The sequence below is a fragment of the Nonomuraea rhizosphaerae genome (genome assembly GCF_019396405.1).
GTDB lineage: Bacteria > Actinomycetota > Actinomycetes > Streptosporangiales > Streptosporangiaceae > Nonomuraea > Nonomuraea rhizosphaerae.
The window spans coordinates 1-2,056 of record NZ_JAHKRL010000264.1; the positions used below are offsets into that span (position 1 = coordinate 1).

The window sequence follows — 2,056 nt, forward strand, 5'->3', positions numbered from 1 at the left end:
CCGATCTCGGAGATCCGGCGGGCCTTCGTGGGAGGAGATCCACGATCCAGGGGTGATCGCCGATCTCTCGGCAGAGGTGGTCTGTCAGCAGACACGCTCTCAGCGAACGCGGCCCCTCAGGAGAAGCGGCCTCTCAGCAGAAGCGGTCTCCTACTGGAAGCGGTCTCCTAGTAGATGCGGTGCGAGCTGCCGCAGTACTTGAACTTGCCGCCCCAGCAGGTCCACGTGTAGACCTTCTTGATGCCCGACTTGCCCCAGGTCTCGTTGTGCTTGTTGTTCCACTCGCGGTAGAACTGGTGCCAGCTGCCGCCCGAGTAGTACTTGAACCACACGTACCCGTGCTTGGGCGACTTCTCGTACCCGTACCAGTGGGTGTAGACCTTGCCGCCCTGCTTGTACGTCTTGCCGTAGCTGTAGGCCTTGTGGTTGCTGGAGTAGTACTTGCCCCAGTTGCCGGACGACGACGCGGTGGCGGTGGCGGTCTGCGTGGCGGCCTGGGCCGGGGCGGTGGCCAGAGCCAGGCCGGCGGCGACGGATCCGGTGAGGGCTGCGGCTGCAAGGAACTTGCGCATTGGGTGACTTCCTCCGGTGAGTGGTGTTCCCGACACCCCTGACGTTAGGAAAGTTCACCGTCACGTTCTGCGCATGACTGCACAGTGCGCACTACTGCACACTCAGTTACGCTTCTGCTGCCCAGTGCCGAAGAGCGTGCTCATGAGCAGGATAGCTCCCCAGGGCCCCATCACCCACAGTGGCCACGGATAGATCACGTGTCCCGAGGTGATGCTGACGATGAGCCAGATCACCCAGTTGACCGAGCTGGCCGCGGCCCAGGCGCCCCAGGCGGCGCGCATGCCGTTGTGCATGCCGGCCTTGGTCGAGGGGGCGCTGCTGGTCAGCTTGGCGGGCTGTTTGTGCCGCAGGTCCACGTCCGGCAGGTCGGAGGTGAGCCGGGCCAGCTCGCCGTACGTCTTGCTCGCGTACAGCGCTTCGAGCCGCTCGTTGAACTCGTCCATGGTGATGCGGCCCTGCGCTGTGTGCTCACGCAGCACGGCGGCCACCTTGTCGCGGTCAGAGTCGGAGGCACGCATCTCGGGGCTCTGCGCCATACCCACCACTTCCCGGCCTGAGGGGCTTTGTCTACAACGTCTAACTATGGCTGCGCTAGGCGCGATTCGCCCCCATCGAGAGCGGTTAGCACCCAAGGACCATTATGTGTCACGGCGACGCTGTGCTCGAAGTGTGCGGACTGCTTCCCGTCGATCGTCACGACGGTCCAGTCGTCGGCCAGGACGCGCGTGCGCTCGGTCCCCAGGTTGACCATGGGCTCGATGGCCAGGCACATCCCCGCCTCCAGCACCGGCCCCTTGCCCGGACGGCCGTGGTTGGCGATCCACGGGTCCATGTGCATCTCGGTGCCGATCCCGTGGCCCCCGTACTCGGGCGGGATGCCGAAGCGCCCCTGGGACTTCACGTAGCGCTCGACCTCGTACCCGATGTCGGACAGGTGCCGGCCGGGCGTGAGCGCGGCGATGCCGTGCCACATCGCCTCCTCGGTGATCCGCATCAGTTCGGTGAGCTTGGGGTCCACCTCGCCGATCGGGACGGTGACGGCGGAGTCGCCGTGCCATCCGTCGAGGATCGCGCCGCAGTCGATCGAGAGGATGTCGCCCTCGCGCAGCGCGCGGGCGTTCGTCGGGATGCCGTGGACGACCTCGTCGTTGACGGAGGCGCAGATCGTGGCCGGAAAGCCCTGGTAGCCCTTGAACGACGGGACCGCGCCCTCGTCCCTGATCGCCTTCTCCGCGATCACGTCAAGGTCCAGCGGCGTCATCCCCGGCTCGACCGAGCGCCTCAGCAGGTCGAGCGTACGCCCGACCACCAGACCGGCCGCCCGCATCTTGTCGAGCTGCTCGGGCGTCTTGATCTGGATTCCATGCCTGTTCTTCTTGAACACGTGCGGCACCCCCCGGGGTTTTCAACGGGCGAAATGGGAGCCCAATTCCCTCACAATAGCGGCGAGGTGGCACGGAACCTCCGTGCCACCTCGCAGTCC

The 2,056-nt window shown here is 65.9% G+C and carries 3 protein-coding genes; all 3 read right to left on the reverse strand.

The window, feature by feature from the left end:
* Nucleotides 1–167: 167 nt before the first annotated feature.
* The 3 genes from KME77_RS13185 to map all read right to left on the reverse strand — a co-directional run bounded on the left by KME77_RS13185 (nucleotide 168) and on the right by map (nucleotide 1,957).
* Nucleotides 168–572: a hypothetical protein gene (locus KME77_RS13185; RefSeq protein WP_219466441.1), complete on the reverse strand. Its 405-nt coding sequence runs from the start codon at nucleotides 570–572 to the stop codon at nucleotides 168–170.
* Nucleotides 573–674: 102 nt separating this feature from the next.
* Nucleotides 675–1,109, reverse strand: a complete 435-nt coding sequence (locus KME77_RS13190; protein WP_219466442.1) for a DUF1707 SHOCT-like domain-containing protein — start codon at nucleotides 1,107–1,109, stop codon at nucleotides 675–677.
* Between the two features lie 44 nt (nucleotides 1,110–1,153).
* On the reverse strand, nucleotides 1,154–1,957 hold the full coding sequence (gene map / locus KME77_RS13195; RefSeq protein ID WP_219466443.1) for a type I methionyl aminopeptidase: 804 nt from the start codon (nucleotides 1,955–1,957) through the stop codon (nucleotides 1,154–1,156).
* Nucleotides 1,958–2,056 lie beyond the last annotated feature (99 nt).

What these genes read in the sequence shown, in the direction of transcription:
- KME77_RS13185 (WP_219466441.1), bottom strand. Translation starts at nt 572, where the DNA reads ATGCGCAAGTTCCTTGCAGCCGCAGCCCTCACCGGATCCGTCGCCGCC.
- KME77_RS13190 (WP_219466442.1), bottom strand. Translation starts at nt 1,109, where the DNA reads ATGGCGCAGAGCCCCGAGATGCGTGCCTCCGACTCTGACCGCGACAAG.